Origin of the sequence: Tessaracoccus flavus (assembly GCF_001997295.1) — a bacterium.
Classification (GTDB): Bacteria; Actinomycetota; Actinomycetes; order Propionibacteriales; family Propionibacteriaceae; genus Arachnia; species Arachnia flava.
In genome coordinates this window covers 801,254-820,673 of the sequence record NZ_CP019605.1, presented here as the reverse complement: position 1 = coordinate 820,673, position 19,420 = coordinate 801,254, and the positions used below count along the sequence as shown (strand labels likewise).

The following is a 19,420-nucleotide window of genomic DNA, read 5'->3' as shown; positions in this document are numbered from 1 at the left end:
ATCGGGACTGCCGCCCCGACGCCGGACCGGAGACGATTCACCGTGAAACGACGGGCAGCCCCAGGTTTCGTGTGCACCCGACATAGGGCAGGGTGGATGCCATGCTCGAAGTCCTAGAGGTCACGCGACGATTCGGCGATCTCACCGCCCTTGACCGTGTCTCGTTCACAGTGCCGGCAGGCCAGTTCACGGGGTTCGTCGGTGGCAACGGCGCCGGCAAGACCACCGCCATGCGGATCATCATGGGGGTGCTCGCTCCCACCTCCGGGGAGGTCCGCTGGGACGGCGCCCCAATCACCGCGGCGGATCGCGCCCAGTTCGGCTACTTGCCCGAGGAACGCGGCCTCTACCCCAAGCAGCCGATCCTGTCCCAGCTCGTCTACCTCGGCGAGCTCCACGGCATGGGCGCCCGCGAGGCTCGCCAGGCCGGCGAGCGACTGCTGGCCCGCTTCAACCTGGCCGACCGTGCCAAGGACAAACTTGAGAAGCTCTCCCTCGGCAACCAGCAGCGCGTCCAGATCGCCGGGGCCGTCATCGCCGGCCCAAAGGCGCTGATTCTGGACGAGCCCTTCAGCGGACTCGATCCCGACGCCGTGGACGAGATGTTCGGACTCCTCACGGAGTTCACGACGCGCGGGGTCCCGGTGCTGTTCTCCTCCCACCAGCTCGAACTGGTCGAGCGGCTGTGCGACAACATCGTCATCCTCCGCAAGGGCGAGGTGATCGCCGCGGGGTCGGTGGAGGAGCTGCGCACCTCCGGGCCCACCCACCACCGCATCGTGACGGACAATGACCTTGGCTGGTTGCAGACCCAGCCCGGCGTGCAGGTGGTCGACCTCGACGGACCAACCGCTCAGGTCGCCTTCTCCGACACCGCCACCGCTCAGCGAGTGCTGGCCGAGGCCCTGGCCCGCGGACCCGTCCACTCCTTCGGCCCCATCGTCCGTCCGCTGAGCGAGTACTACCGAGAGGTTGTCCGATGAATGCCACCTGGTCGTCTGGGTCACCTCCGGTGTGCGTTCGTCTGCACGTACGCCGGGGCCCGCACCCTACCGAGTTTGCGGAGCGGGCAGTCGTCGCCGTGCAGTCCGGCTCGCGGTACGAGGAGGGTCGCCCGCTCGTTCAGAGTTGGTGAGTTCAGCCTGACCCCGGCCCAGGAGCGCCCGATGTGCTCGCCACTGGCCCAGGCCGGCCACGACGTCGACAAACCCATCGCGCACGCCGACGAAGGCGACAGACCCCACTGCGACGAGGACCGAGGCGGCGGCAGCGAACGAGCCACCCAGCACGTAACCGAGGGAGAAGCCCCGCACGGACAGTGCGACGAGAGCCAACCACAGCAGGAGGGGCAGCACCACGAAGACCCCAGGTGCGGCGACGCGGTTAGCGACTTTCGGGGTGCGCGCGAACGGGATCTTGCGGTTGGTGATGCCCTGCTGCACCGACTTCACCACGCCCGCGAGGTTCACAGGGATCAGCACAAGGTTCAGGGCTTGAACCCACACGACGTCGACCGCGCGATGTCCGACGCGGCGAAGGTCAGCCGCCTGCGCCGCTAGATACGGCACGGCCGTGATGAACAGGAAGGGGCTGAGCAGCTCCCCGACCATCGGTACCAGCATCAGGATCAGTGCGGCGACGCTGGTCCATGCGATGGAGCCCAGGTAGTCCACGCGCAGGGCCACCTCGCCGATTCGGATGGGTTCTCTCCGCGCCAACCGCCCCCGGACGACGTCGAGAATCTTCGGCATGATGATCAGGCCGCCGTTGGCCCACCGCCGTCGCTGCACCACCAGGGACCCGAAGTCAGGAGGGGTGGCGCTGTAGCTGAGCCGCTCGGGATAGTTCACCAGGCTCCATCCTCGCGCCGCGAGGTCCATGCTCGACTCGGTGTCCTCGATCACGGTTCGGTCCTGGATATAGGTTCGCACTTGGAAGCCGCGCTCGGAGACGACCTGCTCGATGTCGAGCAGCGCCTGCCGACGGATGATCGCGTTAGCGCCCACCCAGAACGTGGCATTGAACCTGGTCTTCCCGAGGTGGTGCAGGTGCTGCAGGTCTGTCGTGGCTCCCGCGACCCGCTCCACTCGAGTGGGAGCTCCGGGCATCGAGCAGTAGGGCGTCTGAATCACGGCGACTCGCTCGTTGCCGGGACGCCGCAACTCATGGACCAACCGGGTGCAGTAGTCACGCACCACCAACGAGTCCGCGTCGAGAGTCAACACGTAGTCGGTCTCAGGGACGATCAGATCGGCCTCGGCGGGGCTGGACACCGCGACCAGGACGTCGCCTTGAGTGGCAGCGTCGACCCTCCACGCCTGGCCCATCAGCGACAGATAGGAGTTGAGGTTCATCGCCTTGTTCGCCTCTTGCGACAGGGAGACGTAACGCTTCCGCTCGAAGAGGTCCAGTTCGGCAGAGAAGGTCCGAACCAACCGCACGTAGCCCCTGCGCAATTCAGCCCGGCTCGGCAGGTCCGTGGTCGCCGCGCGACCCCGCAGCGCCGTGGCCTGCTGGAGCAAGTCCCCACCCAGGCCCCGGAACACCTGGTCGACGAGGAAGGCGTCGGCGTGATCCTCCACCGTCCAGGTCGCCGCTAGCCCCATCAGCCACTCGGCCGCACGCACCTGGGTCGCCGCCAAGCCCAGGACATCGTCGGGGCGCACCTCGGTGCCTTCCGCACTGCGGAAGCGCTCCAACGCATCCCGGGTGAACACCCGAGGCTCCGTGAGCGCGGCCGCGATGCTCGAGGGCAGCGCCCGGGATGCCTCCAGCTTGGCGAGTTCCGTCGGGTCGATGGGAAACGGCTTGTCGTCAACCAACAGCACGACGCGCAGCGACGGGAAGTCCTGCAAGGCCGCCGACCACAGCGTCGCGCTCACCACCCGCGGCTCTTCCTGGTACGACGGCACGAGCACCGTCATCGAGGAGGTGTCCCCGTCGAACATCGCGTCCAGTTCCTCGCGGGCCGTACGACGATGTGCTCGCAACACCGCGATCGCGCCAGCGCGGCCCAGGAGATACATGGCCGAGGAGTAGGCCAGCGCCGTGGCGGCCGACACCAACACGGCCAGCCAGAGGGCCTGCACCACGGTGGGAGCCTGATGCCGACCGAGTGTGTCGATAACGAACCAGAGCCACAGGACGAAAGTCAGCAACGGTGCGGCGACCGCTACCACGGCGCTCATGAGACCCGGCTTGCGATGGGCGAACGTGGGATAGGTGGAGGACGGGAAGGCGCGCAGAGTGCGCCCAGGCGGGTACTGCATGGGTGAGAAACCAGCTTCCGGGACCGGGGGTCCGCTCAAGAACCGATGACCCGCGGCCGCTCCCCCGAGCAGTAGGGCCAGGAATACCGAGGGTACGCGGATCTGCGTGGCCATGCCAACCCAGCATCGACGCGTCCATGGCAACACGCGGCAAGATCGTGAGGAGCCTCCAGGCCCCTCGAAGGGGCAGAATGGTGGCATGCTGGAAGTCAGGCAGGTCTCGACGGAGCCAGCGCGCAGGTGGCCTTCCCCGACACCGCCACCGCTCAGCGAGTGCTGGCCGACGCCCTGGCCCGCGGACCCGTCCACTCCTTCGGCCCAATCGTCCGTCCGCTGAGCGACCACTACCGAGAGGTTGTCCGATGAACGCCACCACCCGCCGCACACCCCCCTGGGCGATCGTCGCCAAGCGGGAGATGTTCGTCCAGCTGACAGACAAGACCTTCTGGATCGGCACGCTCACCACCATCGGGTTGATGATCGCCGCCGTCGGGTTCAGCTTCCTCATGCAGGCCGGCGACGGCTCCCCCACCCTCATCGCGGTCGACTCCGACGACGCAGCGGGCGTGGTCGCACTGGCCAACGCCCAGGGGCAGAATGTCGAGAGCGTGCGTTACGAGACCGCCGAACTCGAGTCCGCCGTCGAGAACGGGGACGTTGAGGGTGCGCTCCACCGGGGTGACGCGGGGTGGGAGATGCTGCTCAAGCCGTCGATGGGTGCCAGCCCCACCCTCGACGGCGCGGTGCGCGACTACCAGTTGGAGCAGAACGCCACCGCGTTGGGCGTCGACGCCCGCCAGCTAACCGCCGATACGGTCTTGACCTTGCGCCCCGTCGGGGCCGAGTCGGGAGACGTGCCTGCGATCATCATCGCCACGCTCGCCTTCGCGATCCTGTTCATGTTCTCGGCGCTCACGTACGGCTACATGATCGCCAACTCCGTCGTGACGGAGAAGGAGTCAAGGATCGTCGAGATCCTCGCCGCGACCATCCCGACCCGCCAGCTGCTGATCGGGAAGGTCGTCGGCAACACCGCACTTGCCCTTGGCCAGGTGTTGCTCTTCGTCGCCGTGGCCCTCGTGGGACTGTCTCTCACGGAGTACCGCTCGTTCATCGGCCTCATCGCGCCGGTCACGGGCTGGTTCGTGCTGTTCTTCCTGGTCGGTTTCGCGGCGCTGGCCTGCCTCTGGGCCGCCGCCGGGGCCATGGCCACCCGCGTACAGGACGTCCAGCAGACCACCACGCCGCTCATGATCATCATCATGGGCGTCTACTTCGCCGGATTCATCGCCACGGGCCGGGTGCAGGAGATCCTCAGCTACGTCCCCATCGCCTCCACGGTGGTCATGCCCGGCCGCCTGCTGAGCGGGGACGCCTCCTGGATCGACGCCGGCCTGGCCCTTCTCGTCGCCGTCGCGTTCATGGCCCTCGCGGTCGCCGTCGGTACGACGATCTACCGCCGCGGGTTGCTCCAAACCGGTTCGGTGCTGAGTTGGAAGGACGCCCTACGCAGAGCCTGACGCCTGGGGTTCGGGGCGCTGGTGCTGCGCGGCGCGTTCATCGCCGTCGGTGCTGTCCTCATCGAGAGCTTCTCATGGTTCCGGTACCCGTTGCCGTTGGCGGTCATCGCGAGCATCCTGACCTTGTCGGTCGTCACGAGCCTGCGGGTGACCCGCGGCACGGTCCACGTCGTGAGCGAGATCAAGCCGATCCTGCTTCCCGCGGCACGTTGCCGTCGGCGACTGGGATGCCTCGCACCCCGCTCGCAGTCCGAGAGGAACGCTGATCAGTCCGAGCGGCAGGGGCCCGGTCCGGATGGCGACGCACGTCGAGATCACTGGAAACGGAAGGGGCCAGCTGAGAGGCGCCGAGACCCTGACGTTTTGCACACGTTCCCTGACCTCCCCGGCGAGCCTGCGTCTTCCTGGCCCTCGGTCATCAGCCGGTGTGTCGGTCGCTGGGGTCGCTCAGGCGGATGAGGACGCGGCGCAGTAGAGGAGTTCGTCGTCGCCCTGAGTAGGAGTAGGGCCCTCGAGCTGATCCACTGGGCCCCCACGTTAAGAGCTCCCGTGGTCGGCCGGAAGATCTGGCTCCGCAGATGCGGTGATCGCAACGAGCGTGCCGATCGTGATGGCGAGTGCGAGCTTGCGGAAATCTACCTGCGACAGATCAGGGCTGGGATGGCGGCAAAGACGATCTGCATCGCGGCCATCCGCTGCTTGCCGGAGCGCGGACACGCACCTCGAAGTCGGGAGGGTTGCCCGGAGAACTCCCTCAGTCGCCGGCGCTGCGGACCGTGGGCTCGGGACGTCGTTGATTCCTGGTCGCGGGCCGCTGGGTCGCGCGGACGTCGGACCCCATCCACCGGTGCGCGAACATCCCAATCACTGGGCGGTTGCGAGAAACCGAGATAGCGCTGGTATATTGGCGGCGAGAACAGGCTTTACCAAAGGGGACCTCCATGACCGAACCCACTAAGTCCGGCATCACACGCCGCACTGTTGCCAAGGGCGCCGCTTGGAGCGTCCCCGTACTCGCCGTTGCGGGGGCAGCGCCGGCCTACGCCATGTCACCGACCACCACGCTGCCGCCGTGCGTCACGTACACGTTCGCTCCCACCGCCTGCAAGTGGCCTGGCAGCAACAACCTGTGGTCCTACTACTTGGTGCTCAAAATCTGCAACACCTGCCAAACGACCCAGACCATCAACTTCACAATCACCAGGCTGCAGAATAACTCCGGCAAGGTCTTCCGTGATTGCGGGGCGGAGACGCTCCCGATCACGATCAACGAGACACTTGAAGCAGGTGAATGCACGGAGATCATTCTGGGCGACTTCTCGTCCGCAAACGCAGACGGCTCGGGAAGCAGCGCCGCGTTCATTGAGGCCTACAGTGGGAACATCAAGCTCTTCAGCGTCAAGGCGCCCCCCACCGATTGCGAGGCACCCCTGGTGAACTCCTGCATCGCCCCGACCACCACGGTCGCCCCGACCACCACGGTCGCCCCGACCACCACGGTCGCCCCGACCACCACGGTCGCCCCCACCACCACGGTCGCCCCCACCACCACGGTCGCCCCCACCACCACGGTCGCCCCCACCACCACGGTCCAGCCTTAATCCGAGGAGCGAGGCCCGCGAGGAAGATCCTCGCCGGGCCTCGCTCCTCTCAGGCCTGAGGAGCCATGCAGTTTCTCATTCCCGTCCCGGATAACAAGTACTACCTCTGGCAGATGCTCGTCCAGATCGCACATTTTCGTGAGATCGGTTACGAAGAGGACGTCCATTATTTGGTGGCCTACAACGATCCGCCGTCTATTCACCTCCGCGACTTCTTTGAGTCCGAGGATTTGAAGTGCTACATCCACGCCTACCCGGATACTCGGGAGGACAGGAGCTATAGCGCGTCGATGAAACCGTGGCTGCTGGGTCAGTTCTACGGCCAGTTCCCCGAAGCGGAGGGCATGGTCTTCAACTACCTCGATCCCGACGTGATGTTCACCGGGCCCATGGATTTCAGTCCGTACGAGGCACACGACGGATGCTGGTACGGCTCCGACACGCGCAGTTACACCGGGGCCCAATACATCCGCGAGAAAGGCGAGCAGCTCTTTCTCGATCTCTGCGACATCGCAGGGGCAGATCCCGGGGACGTGCTCGCACACGATCACAACTCCATCGGTGCCCAGTATTTCATCAAGGACGCGGGCGCCGACTTCTGGTCAGATGTGGAGAAGGCCTCCGTCCGCGCCTTCAAGCACATGGTCGAGACAGCGGATCGCTACCACCCGGAGGGGCACCAGTACCCCATCCAGGCGTGGTGTGCCGAAATGTACATGCAGCAGTTCATCACGGTGCGGGCGGGCTTCACACCCATCGCCAGCCCCGAGCTTGATTTCCATTGGGCGAACCATGACGTAGCAGCGTGGGACTCCAAACCATATTTTCACAACGCCGGCCAAGTCACCGAGGATGGGACCCACTTCTGCAAGATCTCGTGGGTAGAGTCGCCCTTTAACAAGGAGATCACTGTGTCGCCGCAGTCAGCGTCTTCGAAGTATGTCGACCTCATTCGGCGCACAGAGGCCATGTTCCCAACGCTGGTGTGGGAATGAATCCGGCGATCGGCCAGGTCCTTGGTGACTATGTCCGCATCCCCAGACCTGACGCGAGTCTCCGCAGACTCGATGGCACATAGGTGACGTTACGGGCTCTGTCCGCAGAACGCCCCGTCCTCTTGCTGTGGGTAGCCTCTTCCGCCCCGGCCGTGAGACGACGAGAACACTGGCTCCGGTATGGCAGGCGCAGTTGGGTCCGCAGGTCGACGTCGTCCCGAGGAGTCTCAAGCCTCCCTGCCGGCGACATCGCCGTCAACCACTTGGCCCCCGAAGGCGCCTTCTCCCCCCTGCTCGACTCCACCAGTGTCTGGGACACGAGGAAGTCCCTGTGGGCGGTCATGGGATCTCCTTGTAGGCGGACAGCTCATCTCCCTGTCTGCGGTCAGCTGATCTCCCCGTGTTGGTGTCAGTGCAAGGGGACCGCCCCGCGTCCGGCGGTGGCTTCAGTTAGGCGTAGAGAGGTGCCTTCGGTGACGATGACGTGGGCGTGGTGGAGGAGCCTGTCGACGGCTGCGGTGGCGAGGGTTTTCGGCATGATGGTGTCGAACCCGGCGGGGTGGAGGTTGCTGGTGACCGCCAGAGACCGTCGTTCGTAGGTTGCATCGACCAGGCGGTAGAACGCTTCGGCTGCTGCTTGCCCGGAGGGCAGCATGCCGATGTCGTCTACCACGATCAGTTCGGCGCGGGTGATGCGGGCGATCACCTTGTTGACCGAGTTGTCGGCTCCAGCGCGGGTGATGGCGGCGGTGAGGGATTCCAGGGTGAACCAGGACACCCGCATGCCGGCGTCGATGACGTTGTGGGCCAGCGCCTCAACGAAGTGGGTCTTCCCGGTCCCGGAAGGCCCGGTGATGGCGAGGTTCTCGGCGCGGCTGATCCATTCCAGGCCGGCGAGGGCGGACTGGGTCGGGGCCGGGATGGAAGAATCGTGTTCCCGCCAGGAGTCGAACGTTTTCCCGGCTGGTAGTCCGGCGGCTTTGCGCCGCATGGTCTTGGTGGCTTCGTCCCGACCACGGATCTCCTCGGTCAGGAGCACCCGCAGCACTTCGGCGGGGTCCCAGCGTTGGGCTTTCGCGGTGGCCAACACCTCGGGGGCTGCGGCGCGTAGGTAGGGCAGCCGCATCCTTCGCAGCAGACCCGTGAGGTCCTCTGGCAGCGGCGGCGCCGGGTGCATGGTGGTGGGGTTCATGAGCTGTGTTCCTTCGAAGTGGTGAAGTTGGCCCAGGCTGCGGTGCCTGGCTGGGCGGAGTGGGACTCGTCAGCGATGACGAGGTCGGCGTTGGTGGCGCCGCTGGCTTGGTGTTCGACGATCGCTGCCAGATCACCTTCGGTGAACCGGCCCGCCGCGGCAGCGACACCCAAGGCGGCATCGACGGCGTCGGTGCCGATGAGGGCGGCGAGTTCGACTGCGGCGGCCATCTTCGACCGGATCCGGACCGTCCCTGCAGCTGCGGCCTCAACCAGCCACGAGACCGCCCCTGGACCCAACTGGAGGAACTGGGACTCGGCTCGGCTGCGTGGCCGTGGCTGGGGCACTCGGGGTGACCCGTCGGGGTCCTGGGGATGGTGCGGGTAGTGAGCCAGATCGATCATCGGGTTGCCGGGCGTCGAGAGCCGATGCCTGCAGACCTCCGCAAGACCCCGCCGGCCAGCAACCCATTCCGGCGCCGCTGGGAGGGCATCAAGGTCGGCCACGACCACCAGCTCGTCCCCAGCTGCCCTGACCCACACCTCAGCCCCGACAAGCCCAGGCGGGGTGGAGTAGCGCACCGACCCGAACCGGATCGTCTGGTCAGTGTTGACCGTGCGGGTCTGACCCAACGCGACCGTGTGCGGGGCGACTGGCAGCATGTGCAGCCGGTGGCGCTCATCGACCAAAGCATCGGCTGGGATCCTGGCGGTCTCGCGATGTTTGCGGCCGTTGACCTTGCCCATGAACTCGACACACGCCTGCTCCAATTCCGCGAAGGACCCATACGACTCACGCAGGTTCGCGTCCGTGGGGACCAGGTCAGCCTTCGCCAACCGGACCGTCGCTTCGGTGCCGCCCTTCGACTCCGGGTCGAACGGGACACACGTGTAGACCTGACATCCGTAGTGGCGGGCGACTTCCACGATCTGTGGATGCCTGACCGCGACACCGGCGACATGGTCGACGGTGACGGTCTTGGCGTTGTCGGTCAACAGATACGACCAGACCCCACCCAGCTGCCGCAGCGTCGCGTCCAAGCATGCGATCAACGTCGGCAACGTCGGGTCCCAGACCGGGATCACGACCCGGAACCTGGACCACGCCAACCAGGCACAGAACAACACCGTCGTGCGCAGCTGCCCGCCCGGACCGGGAACTCTGGGGCCCTGTCCCCAGTCGAACTGCAACCACAACCCCGGCTCGGTGATCCACGGCCGATACGAGCGTCGGTGCCCAGCCCGCCACGCCGCCTTCACCTGCGCGACCGCCCGGCGGGTGGTGCGCTCCGTCCCGGCGAACCCCTCGCGACCAAGCGGGCATGGACCACATCGGCGCGGACCTTGCCCTTGCCGACCTCGACCCAATCCTCGATCTTGGGCATGAACCCATCCAGCATCCTGGGCCTCTGCCCCCGACCCGTCACCGGCCGACCCGAATCCCGCGCAGCGACATAGCGACGCACCGTCTTGGGATCCACCCCCGCCAACAGCGCCGCAGAGTGCGCACTCTCCGTGGCGTCGAACGCCTCCAAGATTTCCATGATCTCCCTGGCAGACTTCTTCATGTGTCCCTCCGGTGGAACCTGCTCGTGGTGGTCGAAGACCTCGAGCAAACACCGGTTGGGTGGGCAACAAGAAGCCCGCTCACCCCGAGGGATGAGCGGGCTTGCCGCGTTTTGGAGGCGGGTCAGTGCTTGTAGTCGCCCCGGTAGAACTCGAGGACCCAACCGGACGTGGCCCAAATCCCCATTCCCAGGCCGAGCAGCGTGATCCACGCCTGCTGCAGCGCGGGGCCGAGGAAGATGACCGCGACGACCACCGCCGCCCAGAAGGGCCAGATGCTCTTCGGCGCGAAGAAGCCCAGCTCGCCCGCGGCCTCGTAGACCTCGCCGTCCTTCCGGTCCTCGGGCCGAGGATCGAAGTTCCGCGCCTGGATGTGCAGATAACCGGCGATCAGCGCGCCCAGCAGCCCCGAGAAGGCTAGGGCGAGCGTGCCGGCGATCTCACCGGACATCAGCCAGTAGACGGGCGCCACGACCCCGAAGTAGATCCCGAGGAATCCAAAGATCCAGCGTTCCGACTTCATCGGTGGGTGCCTTCCAGTTCGTTGACATCGTGGTCGAGGAGCTCACCCGGGTCGGCCTGATGGTCGACGTCGACGAGTTCCGGTCGAGCGGCGTCGAGCGCCGGGCTGATCGAGCGGACGCGCGGCAGCGAGTCGAAGTTGTGCCGCGGGGGCGGGCAGGACGTCGCCCACTCCAGCGAGCGGCCCCAGCCCCACGGATCGTTGACCGTGACCTTGGGTGCCTTACGGGTGATCCACACGTTCCACAGGAAGGGGAGCATGGAGACGCCGAGAAGGAACGCGCCGAACGTCGAGATCTGGTTGAAGACCGTGAAGCCCTCCCAGGCGCCGTAGTCCGCTATGCGGCGCTGCATGCCCTTCGTGCCGGCCCAGTGCTGGATGAGGAACGTGGTGTGGAAGCCGACGAACGTGGTCCAGAAGTGGACCTTGCCCCAGCCCTCGTTGAGCATGCGTCCGGTGAACTTCGGCCACCAGTAGTAGAAGCCGGCGAACATCGCAAACACCACCGTGCCGAACAGCACGTAGTGGAAGTGGGCGACGACGAAGTACGAGTCGGTGACGTGCCAGTCGAGAGCGGGTGCTGCGAGGATGACGCCGGTGAGTCCACCGAAGAGGAACGTGGTGAGGAAGCCGATCGCGAAGGTCATGGAGGTGTTGAGCACCAGCGACCCTCGCCACATCGTGCCGATCCAGTTGAAGAACTTCACCCCAGTGGGCACCGCAATCATGAAGGTCATGAACGAGAAGAACGGCAGGTTGACCGCGCCGGTGGCGAACATGTGGTGCGCCCACACCGACACCGACAGCGCGCCGATGGACAGCGTCGCGAAGACCAGGCCGTAATAGCCGAAGACGGGCTTGCGGCTGAAGGCGCTCAGGACCTCGGTGATGATGCCGAAGAACGGCAGGGCGATCACGTAGACCTCGGGGTGCCCGAAGAACCAGAAGAGGTGCTGCCAGAGGATCGGCCCGCCGGACGCGGGATCGAAGACGTGGCTGCCGAGCACGCGGTCGGACTCCAACACCAGCAGACCGGCGCCGAGGACCGGGAACACCAGGAGGACCATCATCGAGGTGACGAGGATGTTCCACGAGAAGATCGGCATGCGGAACATGGTCATACCGGGCGCACGCATCGTGATGATGGTCGTGACGAAGTTGACCGCGCCGAGGATCGACGACAGGCCGAGCATGTAGAGGCCCACGATCCACAGATCGTGCCCCACCCCCGGCGAGTGGATCGAGTTGCTCAGCGGCGCGTATGCGAACCAGCCGAAGCTTGCGGCGCCGTTCGGGCTGAGGAAGCCCGCGCAGGCGATGAGGGAACCGAGGACGTACAGCCAGAACGAGAAGCCGTTCATGCGCGGGAAGGCGACGTCGGGCGCGCCGAGCTGCAGCGGCAGGATGGCGTTGGCGAAGCCCGCGAACATCGGTGTCGCGAACATCAGCAGCATGATCGTGCCGTGCATCGTGAAGAACTGGTTGTACGTCTCGTAGTTCATGAACTGCATGCCCGGGTTCGCGAGCTCAGCGCGGATGCCCAACGCCAGCAGACCACCGAACAGGAAGAACGCGAACGCAGTGAAGAAGTACATGTTGCCGATGACCTTGTGGTCAGTGGTCGTCAGGTACTTCATCATGGTGGCGCCGAGCCGGTGGGGCTCAGCCTGGACGGGTGTTTCGACGAGCTGAGTGCGGCTCGCGGTCAGATCGCTGCTCACTGGTTCTCCTCGGGTGCGGCAGTGGGCAGGACGGCCTGCAAGGCCTCCTGCAGTTGACGCTCGCCGGCGTTGCCGCCCTCGGCAAGCCCCCTGACGTGCGCCTCGTAATCCTCTTCGGAGACGACGTGCACCTTGAAGAGCATGAGCGAGTGGAACTCGCCGCAGAGCTCGGCGCACTTGCCGTCGTAGGTGCCCACCTTGTTGGGGGTCACCGTCAGGTAGTTGGTGTGACCGGGGATGACGTCCAGCTTGTCGCGGAACACCGGCACCCAGAACGAGTGGATGACGTCGGCGGACTCCAGCTTGAAGCGGATCGTCTTGTCGACAGGCAGGTACAGCTCGGGGATGGTCTCGAGGGTGCCGACGGTGTAGGCGTTGGTGCCGACGTCGGGGTTGCCCTCCTCCATGTAGTTGAAGGTCCAGGACCACTTCTGGCCGATGACGCCGATCTCGACGTCGGGCTCGCCTTCGAAGTTCCGGACGCTGTCCTGGGTCTTGACGGTGTAGAAGAACAGCACGCCGATGATGAGGAACGGCACGAGGGTGTAGAGCAGTTCCAGCGGGAGGTGGTACGTGGTCTGCCGCGGAGGGGCGTCGTCGCCATTCCGGTTGCGGTACCGCACGACGGCCCAGCCGATGAGCCCCCACACCAAGCCGCCGATGACCAGGGAGGCCACCCAGGCGCCCAGCCACAGGTCGCCGACGTTCTCCGCCTGCTCGGAGGCCGCCTCGGGAAGACCGAAGAACACCGCCCCCTCTTCAGCTGAACAGGCTGTCAGGCTCGCGAGAGCGAGCGGGACGCCGAGGGCCAAGGCCGCCCGAACCGTCCGTCGACGCGACGCAGCAGGATTGCCACTCACTAGTTGCCCTTCCGTTGACCACACTTGTTGGGTGCAACCATAACGCAAAAAGCCACCCCCACGGCACTGTCTCCGAAGGGGTGGCGTAGAATGCACCGGCTCCGCGACGGGCGGCCCGGCGGGTGGCTCAGTGGAACGAGTCGCCGCAGGCGCAGGAGCCCTGCGCGTTGGGGTTGTCGATGGTGAACCCCTGCTGTTCGATCGTGTCCATGAAGTCGATGCTCGCGCCGCCGAGGTACGGAGAGCTCATGCGGTCGGTGACAACCTTCACGCCGTCGTAGTCGGTGACGACGTCGCCGTCGAGCTCACGGTCGTCGAAGTAGAGCTGGTAGCGCAGCCCCGAGCAGCCGCCGGGCTGGACGGCGATGCGGAGCGCAAGATCGTCGCGGCCCTCCGCCTCGAGCAGGGAGCGCACCTTCTGCACTGCGACGTCGGTCAGGACGACGCCGCTCTGGGTGGTCTGGGTATCGGTCACGCTTGGCTCCAAGTCGTTCGTAGAAATTGCGGTTCTGAGGGTCGAGTCTACGCCGCCGAGGCAAAGAGTTCACCACGACCACGTGGTGGCCACTCGCATCGCCACCTCCGACAGCCTCTCGGGGGTGGGCTCCTCCCCCGCAGCACCCAGAGGATAGGCCTCCTCGAATCCCGCCAGCCTCAACTCCCGTGCGGAGACGAAGTTGCGGCCGACGATCGCGATCGCGGGGCGCAGCGCCGCTCCGGCCATCGCCACCGCGCGCTTGACGATCGGCCCTCCGACGGCGTGGAAGTCGAGCGACTCCGCGGCCGTGACGACAAGGTCGGCGGCGCCCATGGTGTCCGCGAGGCCGGCCACGTCCGCGAGGTAGGTCAACGGATCGGTCATCCGTCCACCGAGCGCCTGCACGATCAGCCCGAGCCCGCCCGCCGCGCCAGCCCCGGGGAGCGTGGGATCGAGACCCAGCGACGACGCCCAACGCTCGGCCTCAGCGTCGCGGGCAAGGACGGTCGAAAGGTCGTCGCCGGCACGCCTCCCCTGCGTCGCCGCCAGCCCGTTGAGGCCGACCAACGGCAGCGCCACCTCCTCCTCCGGCACCAGCGCCACGAGGTCGCGGTCGGACCAGCGCTCGCGCGCGTCTTCCAGAGCGACGCCGGGGTCGGTCCCCAGCGCCGCCGCGAGCCCCTGAAGCTCGGGGGCCGCGGTGCCGGTGAGGTCGACTAGCGGAGATCGGTCGCTCTGGAGCACCTGCCGCAGTGCGGCCGCATCGTCGGGGCGCACGACGTCGGTGCGGGGTGCCAGGGCTTCGAGCGCCTCACGCAGCGGCTCCCCACTCACCCCCAGCGGGACGACGGCCACCTGAGCGCCGCGATCGGAGAAGGCACGGGCGATCAACGCGGACGCCGCCGCGGGGCTGAGCCCAGCGACGGCGTCGGCTGTGATGACTACTCTCAAAGGTCGGTCGACTCCGGGTCGCCCTCGTACAGTTCGTCGTCAGCGTCGGGGATCAGCCCGTAGTACTCGCTTGTCGACTGCAGCAGGGCCCGGACCTCCTCGACCGAGACGTCGACGTCGGGAAGCACCAGGTCGGATTCGGCCAGCACGTCCTCCGGCACTTCGACGCCGAGGCGGCGCACACCCTCACCCAGCCTCTCGAGAGCGGCGATCATCCCTTCCTGGTCGCCGGCCTCGACGCGCTCCTCTAGAGCACGGTCGAGTTCGTTCAGTTCGAGCAGGTGCTCGGGCTCCAGGACCCACTGGCCCTGGCCCATGATGCGCACGATCATGCCTGGCGCCCCTGCGTGTCGCCGGACTCTTGGGCGGCGGGTGCGGACTCGATCTCCGGACGGGCCGCGGGTCCGCCGGTGAGCTGCGCCTTCATGGCGGCCAGTTCGCTCTCGACGGTGGAGTCCGCCGCCAGCATGTCGAGCTCGCGGGTGATGTCGTCCTTGACGGTGCCGGTGGGGTCCTCGAGCGCGCCGGAAGCCAGAAGCTCGTCGACGGCGGACGCGCGGGCCTGCAGCTGCAGCGTCTTGTCCTCGGCCCGCTGGATCGCAAGGCCGACGTCGCTCATCTCCTCCGAGATACCGGTGAAGGCCTCGTTGATGCGGGTCTGGGCCTCGGCAGCGGAGTACGTGGCCTTGATCGTCTCCTTGCGGGTGCGGAAGGCGTCGACCTTCGCCTGGAGTCGGGAACTGGCTCGAACGAGCTTCTCCTCTTCACCCTGGAGCTGCGCATGCTGGGTCTGGAGGTCGTCCAGCTGCGTCTGCAGCCCGGCCTTGCGGGTGAGGGCCTCACGGGCCAGGTCTTCCCGGTTCGATTCGAGCGCCCGCTGCGCGGCCGACTGGAGACGCTCGACCTCGGAGTTCAGCTTGGAGGCCTGCAGCTCCACCCGCTTGCGGCTCGTGGCGACGTCGGCCACACCGCGGCGCACGTTCTGGAGCAGCTCGAGCTGCTTCTGGTACGAGTAGTCGAGGGTCTCGCGAGGATCCTCGTACTTGTCGAGGGTCTTGTTCGCCTTCGACTTGAAGACCAAGGCGATGCGTTCAAAAATGCTGGCCACGGGGTGTCCTTCCAGACGGGAGTGTGCGAACACTACGTTAGCGCGGCTGTCGACCCCCGGGGTTCTGCGAGACCCTGAAATCCGCCCTGAGCTTGCCGCCGGGGTCTTGGCCCCCACAGCGCCAACCCAGAGAGGGAGACGCCAACGGAAAGCCGGAAACGCCAACCGGGAGAGGCCAACGCCGCCGATGCTCAGCGACGCCCGTGAGATATCGCGGGCATCGCTGAGTCTGGCGGGCAACACCGCATTTCGGTTGGCGTTTGGCCCTTCCTGTTGGCGTTGCCCGTCGTCGGTTGGCGTTGCGTCCGCCCTGACAGACGCTGGGGGGTTCCCGTCGGTCCTCGACCAGGGTTGGCGGTGGTTTCGATACACGGCCGCTCGTGCTCGCGGCCGCTACTCAGGCCCAGCCGTTCCGGCACCGTGGTGAGGGAGGCTGCACGTCCCGAAAGGTGCAATTCAGGGACATGTACGACCACTATGGACGCGCGTGTCACCAAACTGACCCTTTCAGAGCGGGCGACCGCCGTTCAGAGGCGACGCGGCGGCAGGTAACATGGGCGGCCGTACTCACCACACAGAGCAGAACCGGGGCAACAGTGGCACTCTTCCGCCCGTACGAGCGCAATGAGAGCGCAAAGACCGACCGCATCCAGTCGTTGACGCCGAAGGGCGAGAAGGCCGCCGCGAAGGCCGCCGCCAAGACGGCACCTACGGCCCCCGCAGCGGCGCCCGAGGCAGAGAATCCGGGCACCCGCGCGGGTATCCGGAAGAAGCAGGGTGCCACCCCGTCGCGCAAGGCCGCGGAGGCAGCGCGCATGGAGCGCCTGCACCCGACGCTGTCGCCCAAGGAGCAGCGCCGAGCCGACGCCCGGGCCAGGTCCGCCGCACGGATGGACTCCTGGTCGCGGATCGAGCAGTCCCCCGAGCGCCAACTCCTACGCGACTACGTCGACACCCGGTGGACGGTCGCCGAGTTCATGCTCCCGCTCATGATTCTGCTCATGGCCCTGTCGATGATCTCGATCCAGGCAGCGCCGCAGATCTCCTACTACGTGACGCTGGCGCTCTGGCCGCTCATGATCATGGCGATCATCAACGTGGCGATCATGTGGCGCGGCTTCAAGAAACTCCTCGCGGAGCGTCACCCCGGCGCCTCGACGAAGGGGCTGCTCATGTACATGATGAACCGGTCCATCATGCTGCGCAGGTTCCGCCAGCCGGGGCCGAGGATCAAGCGCGGGGACCCGATCTGATGAGCTACCGCTGGGAGCCGGTCAGCGGCGCCTACTCAGCCGACGAGCTGGAGGCGGCAGGGCTGAAGAAGTCGTTCGAGGATCAGACCGCGGCCGAGGAGTGGCTGGCGCTCTTCTTCGGCGAGCTGCTCACCCACGGCGTCGCAGAGGTCAGTCTGTACGAGGAGGACCGTCTGGTCTACGGACCGATGTCACTGCTGCCCTGAACTCGGAACGCGCCACGACCGCGCCAAACGCCAGCATCCCGAGCCCGGCTGCCACGGCGAACGGGGACTGCTGGCGCGCGATCGCGATCCTGTCCTCGTAGCGCTGCACCTCACCGGTCTTCTCGTTGGTGAGGCTCGAGTACTCGCAGGTGTCCCCCGGGCCCATCTCCACGCCGCGGCACGAGGTCGACGGCGAGATCCAGGACATGGCCCCCCACACGGCGACGACCAGACCGGCGACGATGAAGGCGATGAGGCCGAGCCGTTTGAGCATGCTGGACAAGGTACCAAAGCACTAGGGTGGAGCCGTGACGCGAACTGACCCAACCTTGAACCTGACCAAGTCGCTGCCCAGGTCGGCCGACGTGCTACTGCTGGGCCTGGCGACCATCCACCAGGGGGATCGGGCCCTCGTCGGCCTCTCCCCCGAACTGGGCAAGAGCTACCAGAAGGCATACGGCCGCAGCCTCGCTGAGCTCGCCTCCGCCATGGGCGCCAAGACCGCCCTGGAGGAGGTGACTCAACTCCCTCCGCTCGGGTCCACGCGTGTTTTCGTCGTCGGGCTGGGGGACGCCGACGTCACACCTCACGGCTTGCGCGGGGCACTCGGCAACGCGTTGCGCTGCATCGCCGGGCTGGAGGATGCCCAGGGCCTCGAGGTGGCCGTCTCGCTGGAGCTGAGCGATCCGGAACTCATCCAGGCGGCCGCTGAGGGAGCAGTTCTCGGCGCCTACTCCTTCCAGCCGATCACGGGCACCGCCAAGCCCTCGCCCGTGGCCAGCATCTCCTTCATCACGCCGCTGACCGGCACCGAGCAGCGCACCGCGCTGACCACCGCCCAGCACACTGCCGCTGCCGTGTGTCAGGCGCGGGACTGGGTCAACACTCCCCCGAACCTCCTCTACCCCGAGAGCTTCGCCGAGGCCGCCAAGACCCACGTGCGCGAGCAGAAGGTCGCCGTCGAGATCCTCGACGAGAAGGCACTCGAGCGGGGCGGCTACGGCGGCATTCTCGCAGTCGGCGGCGGCTCCGCCCGCAAGCCCCGCCTCGTGCGGCTGAGCTACGCCCCGCGCGGCGCGGAGCGGCACCTGGCACTGGTGGGCAAGGGCATCACCTTCGACTCCGGCGGCCTCGACATCAAGCCCGCCGGCCAGATGGCCGGCATGAAGTACGACATGTCGGGCGCCGCGGCAGTCATCGCCGCCGTCAACGCCATCGCTGCGCTCGGACTGAAGGTCAAGGTCACCGCCTACGCGGCGCTCGCGGAGAACCTCCCCTCGGGCAGCGCCTTCCGCTCCGGAGACGTCCTGACGATGTTCGACGGGCAGACCGTCGAGAACTACAACACCGACGCCGAGGGACGGCTCGTCATGGCCGACGCGATCGCCCGCGCCGGGCAGGACAAGCCCGACCTCATCGTCGACGTGGCCACGCTCACCGGAGCGTGCATGGTGGCGCTGGGGCTGCGCACTGGTGGACTCATCACCAACGGCGAGGAGACCTCAGACCTGCTGCTCGACGCGGCGGAGGCCGCCGGCGAGGACTTCTGGGAGCTGCCGCTCACCGACGCCACACGCGAAGAGCTGAAGTCGACCGTCGCGGACATGAAGTCCGGTGCGGGCAAGCGATGGGGCGGCGCGCTCGTCGCGGGTGCTTTCCTCGAGCGCTTCGTGGGGGACGGCGTCGCATGGGCGCACCTCGACATCGCCGGGCCCGCGGAGAATCCGGAGTCCGCCTACGGCTACGTGCCCAAGGGCGGCACCGGCGTGGGCGTGCGCACGATCGTCACGCTGGCCGGGCTACTTCAGCGCTGACCCTGCTTCTTGGCGCGGAGGCCGTACTCGCGCATCCGGCGCGGGTACGGCACTACGCCGGCGTCGTAGCAGGGCACCCCGTGGGCGGCGGCGAAGTCGTACCCATAGTCGGCACTGGGTAGGCCGCGCCGCGTCGATTCCCCGTCTGCGGCGACGAGCAGGATGGATGGCTTGTTGAAGCTGGTCGGCTGCTCGACCCAGGCCTCGACGCCACGGCGGGTGGCCACGAACTCGCTCAGGTGATCGCGCAGCGCGTCCGGCACCTGCTTGGCTTCCCTGGCGAGGCTCACCTCACGCTTGCGACGACTAAACCAACCCACATCCACATTATGCAGCCCCGCCCCAACGGGCCGAGCACGGTCCC

Annotated in this window: 18 protein-coding genes and 1 pseudogene; 7 read left to right on the top strand and 12 right to left on the bottom strand. The window is 66.8% G+C overall.

Annotated features, from left to right (window positions below; all coding sequences use genetic code 11):
- Nucleotides 1–101 precede the first annotated feature (101 nt).
- Entirely contained in the window at nucleotides 102–983 is an 882-nt protein-coding gene (locus RPIT_RS03640) for an ABC transporter ATP-binding protein (RefSeq protein WP_077340737.1), read from the top strand.
- Between the two features lie 66 nt (nucleotides 984–1,049).
- On the opposite strand, the gene RPIT_RS03635 is transcribed toward RPIT_RS03640, so the two are convergent.
- Nucleotides 1,050–3,269 carry a glycosyltransferase family 2 protein gene (locus tag RPIT_RS03635; protein ID WP_077340735.1) on the bottom strand — a complete coding sequence of 740 codons (2,220 nt, stop codon included), beginning with the start codon at nucleotides 3,267–3,269 and terminating at the stop codon, nucleotides 1,050–1,052.
- Nucleotides 3,270–3,631: 362 nt separating this feature from the next.
- Here RPIT_RS03635 and RPIT_RS03630 point away from each other — a divergent pair, with 362 nt between their 5' ends.
- From RPIT_RS03630 to RPIT_RS03615, 3 genes are all read left to right on the top strand, one after another.
- Nucleotides 3,632–4,789 (top strand): ABC transporter permease, encoded by a 1,158-nt coding sequence (locus RPIT_RS03630; protein ID WP_143028164.1) that lies wholly within the window; start codon nucleotides 3,632–3,634, stop codon nucleotides 4,787–4,789.
- 941 nt (nucleotides 4,790–5,730) lie between these two features.
- On the top strand, nucleotides 5,731–6,390 hold the full coding sequence (locus tag RPIT_RS03620) for a hypothetical protein (RefSeq protein WP_077340728.1): 660 nt from the start codon (nucleotides 5,731–5,733) through the stop codon (nucleotides 6,388–6,390).
- Between the two features lie 65 nt (nucleotides 6,391–6,455).
- Complete coding sequence (locus RPIT_RS03615; protein ID WP_077340726.1) at nucleotides 6,456–7,385, top strand: hypothetical protein; 930 nt, start codon at nucleotides 6,456–6,458, stop codon at nucleotides 7,383–7,385.
- A gap of 409 nt (nucleotides 7,386–7,794) precedes the next feature.
- Here RPIT_RS03615 and istB read toward each other — a convergent pair whose 3' ends face one another.
- The 9 genes and pseudogenes from istB to RPIT_RS03565 form a co-directional block, all read right to left on the bottom strand.
- Entirely contained in the window at nucleotides 7,795–8,577 is a 783-nt protein-coding gene (gene istB, locus RPIT_RS03605) for an IS21-like element helper ATPase IstB (protein WP_077340720.1), read from the bottom strand.
- Nucleotides 8,574–10,144: pseudogene (istA, locus tag RPIT_RS03600) on the bottom strand (IS21 family transposase). The gene istB and the pseudogene istA overlap by 4 nt, the downstream one beginning before the upstream one ends.
- 122 nt (nucleotides 10,145–10,266) lie before the next feature.
- Nucleotides 10,267–10,665: a cytochrome c oxidase subunit 4 gene (locus tag RPIT_RS03595; RefSeq protein WP_077340718.1), complete on the bottom strand. Its 399-nt coding sequence runs from the start codon at nucleotides 10,663–10,665 to the stop codon at nucleotides 10,267–10,269.
- Complete coding sequence (gene ctaD / locus RPIT_RS03590; protein ID WP_077344188.1) at nucleotides 10,662–12,305, bottom strand: aa3-type cytochrome oxidase subunit I; 1,644 nt, start codon at nucleotides 12,303–12,305, stop codon at nucleotides 10,662–10,664. Before ctaD ends, RPIT_RS03595 begins: the two co-directional genes overlap by 4 nt.
- 77 nt (nucleotides 12,306–12,382) lie before the next feature.
- Complete coding sequence (ctaC, locus tag RPIT_RS03585; protein ID WP_077340716.1) at nucleotides 12,383–13,135, bottom strand: aa3-type cytochrome oxidase subunit II; 753 nt, start codon at nucleotides 13,133–13,135, stop codon at nucleotides 12,383–12,385.
- A gap of 238 nt (nucleotides 13,136–13,373) precedes the next feature.
- Nucleotides 13,374–13,721 carry a HesB/IscA family protein gene (locus RPIT_RS03580; RefSeq protein WP_241389330.1) on the bottom strand — a complete coding sequence of 116 codons (348 nt, stop codon included), beginning with the start codon at nucleotides 13,719–13,721 and terminating at the stop codon, nucleotides 13,374–13,376.
- 69 nt (nucleotides 13,722–13,790) lie between these two features.
- The gene (locus RPIT_RS03575; protein ID WP_077340712.1) at nucleotides 13,791–14,675 is read right to left on the bottom strand and encodes a glycerate kinase; all 885 of its coding nucleotides are present in this window, start codon (nucleotides 14,673–14,675) and stop codon (nucleotides 13,791–13,793) included.
- Nucleotides 14,672–15,007, bottom strand: a complete 336-nt coding sequence (pspAA, locus tag RPIT_RS03570; RefSeq protein ID WP_077340710.1) for a PspA-associated protein PspAA — start codon at nucleotides 15,005–15,007, stop codon at nucleotides 14,672–14,674. Before pspAA ends, RPIT_RS03575 begins: the two co-directional genes overlap by 4 nt.
- Nucleotides 15,004–15,783, bottom strand: a complete 780-nt coding sequence (locus RPIT_RS03565; protein WP_077340708.1) for a PspA/IM30 family protein — start codon at nucleotides 15,781–15,783, stop codon at nucleotides 15,004–15,006. Before RPIT_RS03565 ends, pspAA begins: the two co-directional genes overlap by 4 nt.
- A 596-nt stretch (nucleotides 15,784–16,379) precedes the next feature.
- Here RPIT_RS03565 and RPIT_RS03560 point away from each other — a divergent pair.
- Nucleotides 16,380–17,036 (top strand): DUF3043 domain-containing protein, encoded by a 657-nt coding sequence (locus RPIT_RS03560; RefSeq protein ID WP_162274479.1) that lies wholly within the window; start codon nucleotides 16,380–16,382, stop codon nucleotides 17,034–17,036.
- Complete coding sequence (locus tag RPIT_RS03555) at nucleotides 17,036–17,242, top strand: hypothetical protein (protein WP_077340704.1); 207 nt, start codon at nucleotides 17,036–17,038, stop codon at nucleotides 17,240–17,242. Before RPIT_RS03560 ends, RPIT_RS03555 begins: the two co-directional genes overlap by 1 nt.
- On the opposite strand, the gene RPIT_RS03550 is transcribed toward RPIT_RS03555, so the two are convergent.
- Nucleotides 17,187–17,516 (bottom strand): hypothetical protein, encoded by a 330-nt coding sequence (locus RPIT_RS03550; RefSeq protein WP_077340701.1) that lies wholly within the window; start codon nucleotides 17,514–17,516, stop codon nucleotides 17,187–17,189. The two genes, RPIT_RS03555 and RPIT_RS03550, sit on opposite strands and share 56 nt — an antisense overlap.
- Nucleotides 17,517–17,550: 34 nt before the next feature.
- Between RPIT_RS03550 and RPIT_RS03545 the strand changes: the two genes are divergently transcribed.
- Nucleotides 17,551–19,056, top strand: a complete 1,506-nt coding sequence (locus RPIT_RS03545; RefSeq protein WP_077340699.1) for a leucyl aminopeptidase — start codon at nucleotides 17,551–17,553, stop codon at nucleotides 19,054–19,056.
- On the opposite strand, the gene RPIT_RS03540 is transcribed toward RPIT_RS03545, so the two are convergent.
- Nucleotides 19,047–19,376 (bottom strand): hypothetical protein, encoded by a 330-nt coding sequence (locus RPIT_RS03540; RefSeq protein ID WP_226996325.1) that lies wholly within the window; start codon nucleotides 19,374–19,376, stop codon nucleotides 19,047–19,049. The two genes, RPIT_RS03545 and RPIT_RS03540, sit on opposite strands and share 10 nt — an antisense overlap.
- Nucleotides 19,377–19,420 lie beyond the last annotated feature (44 nt).

Excerpts from the sequence above, each read along its gene's own strand:
- RPIT_RS03640 (WP_077340737.1), top strand. The coding sequence starts at position 102 with ATGCTCGAAGTCCTAGAGGTCACGCGACGATTCGGCGATCTCACCGCC.
- RPIT_RS03635 (WP_077340735.1), bottom strand. The coding sequence starts at position 3,269 with ATGCAGTACCCGCCTGGGCGCACTCTGCGCGCCTTCCCGTCCTCCACC.
- RPIT_RS03630 (WP_143028164.1), top strand. The coding sequence starts at position 3,632 with ATGAACGCCACCACCCGCCGCACACCCCCCTGGGCGATCGTCGCCAAG.
- RPIT_RS03620 (WP_077340728.1), top strand. The coding sequence starts at position 5,731 with ATGACCGAACCCACTAAGTCCGGCATCACACGCCGCACTGTTGCCAAG.
- RPIT_RS03615 (WP_077340726.1), top strand. The coding sequence starts at position 6,456 with ATGCAGTTTCTCATTCCCGTCCCGGATAACAAGTACTACCTCTGGCAG.
- istB (WP_077340720.1), bottom strand. The coding sequence starts at position 8,577 with ATGAACCCCACCACCATGCACCCGGCGCCGCCGCTGCCAGAGGACCTC.
- RPIT_RS03595 (WP_077340718.1), bottom strand. The coding sequence starts at position 10,665 with ATGAAGTCGGAACGCTGGATCTTTGGATTCCTCGGGATCTACTTCGGG.
- ctaD (WP_077344188.1), bottom strand. The coding sequence starts at position 12,305 with ATGATGAAGTACCTGACGACCACTGACCACAAGGTCATCGGCAACATG.
- pspAA (WP_077340710.1), bottom strand. The coding sequence starts at position 15,007 with ATGATCGTGCGCATCATGGGCCAGGGCCAGTGGGTCCTGGAGCCCGAG.
- RPIT_RS03555 (WP_077340704.1), top strand. The coding sequence starts at position 17,036 with ATGAGCTACCGCTGGGAGCCGGTCAGCGGCGCCTACTCAGCCGACGAG.
- RPIT_RS03550 (WP_077340701.1), bottom strand. The coding sequence starts at position 17,516 with ATGCTCAAACGGCTCGGCCTCATCGCCTTCATCGTCGCCGGTCTGGTC.